Origin of the sequence: Pseudoalteromonas sp. AOP7-A1-14, from assembly GCF_052376275.1 — a bacterium.
Lineage (GTDB): Bacteria > Pseudomonadota > Gammaproteobacteria > Enterobacterales > Alteromonadaceae > Pseudoalteromonas.
The window spans coordinates 1-1,436 of record NZ_JBQSVO010000236.1; the positions used below are offsets into that span (position 1 = coordinate 1).

Annotated in this window: 1 protein-coding gene; it reads left to right on the forward strand. The window is 37.3% G+C overall.

Translation table 11 applies throughout. From position 1 onward, the window contains the following. Positions 1 to 403: 403 nt before the first annotated feature. Positions 404 to 1,436 (forward strand): RNA-guided endonuclease InsQ/TnpB family protein (locus ACT3RM_RS17830; RefSeq protein WP_444511511.1); only part of this gene is annotated, 1,033 nt, incomplete at its 3' end.

The following is a 1,436-nucleotide window of genomic DNA, read 5'->3' on the forward strand; positions in this document are numbered from 1 at the left end:
CAGGGAATTCTCTTATCAATCCCCTGTAATAGTTATGTATAAGCTGCCTTCGTGGAAATATGCATCACAATCCCAGATAGATAGTTATTTGGGAAGTGATTGGAAAGTTCCATGGGGTTTATTCTAAGTAATGAGGCAGAGTATTTTCCCCATTTAATGATAGAAGTTCTGCAGATGAGAGGTTTTGTTTACTAACGAAATACTTGAAAGCAAGTCGTCAACAAAGAAGGGCGTTTCGATAGTACAATTATCAAATCGGTACGGATGTGAAATCCCTAATAAGAAAACTTTTTATCAACTTTTTGCCGTAAAACACCGTTCCTTTAGGTCGGTGATATAAGGCAATAGTCGCGAAGCGACTAAGTGGGTTGTTCCTTTTTGATTGACTGTATATAATAACAGTATGATTATTTGCAAAGCTTATAAATTTCGTTTAAAAACAACACCCGATATTAACGCTAAAATGGCGCAATATGCGGGAAATTGTCGATTCTTGTGGAATAAAGCCTTAGCGATTAACTTATTTAAGTTACAGAATGAACAAAAAATTTGCTACTACCAAGAGTTGGATTTCTTTTCCAAACTTTGGAAAAAAAGCGAGGAGTATGGCTTTTTAACACTATCGCCCGCACAAACTATCCAACAAACATTAAAACAGCTTGAACGCGCCTTTAAAGACGCATTCGATAAAAACCAACCACTCAAACGGGTGCCTACTTTTAAGAAAAAAGGAGAGGTGAATAGCTTTAGTTTTCCACAAGGCTTTAAAATCGACAAGAATGGGAAACGTATTTTTTTACCTAAAATCGGTTGGGTTAATGTTAGAAAAAGCCAAGCTATTTTAGGAAAAGCTAAAAACGTCACTGTTTCACAAAAAGAAAAGCACTGGTTTGTTTCAATCCAAGTTGAACAAGAAGTAGCACCACCTAAGCACCCATCAAACGCCATAATTGGCGGAGATTTAGGCGTGAAACGCCTAATTACCTTTTCTGATGGCAGTTTTGTGGAGCCGATAGATACCAGTAAACAGACAATCAGGATCAAACGATTACAGAAGCAACTTGCTAGAAAAGTGAAATTTTCAAGTAACTGGAAAAAATTAAAAGCAAAGATCACAACATTTCATACGAAAGTTGCCAATATTCGTCATGACAAATTACATAAGATCTCAACACAGTTGAGCAAAAGCCACGCAATCATCGTACTAGAAGATCTTAAAATTAGAAATATGACGAAAAACAGCAAAGGCAACAGTGAGCAGCATGGAAAAATGGTGAAACAAAAATCTGGCTTAAACCGCGTCATTCTCAATCAAGGATGGGGAATGTTTAAAGAGATGCTGAAATATAAGCAGGATTGGCTCGGCGGTCAGGTTATTTTTGTTGATCCGAAACCTACCAGTCAAACGTGTCCAGCGTGTGGCCATCAATCAAAAG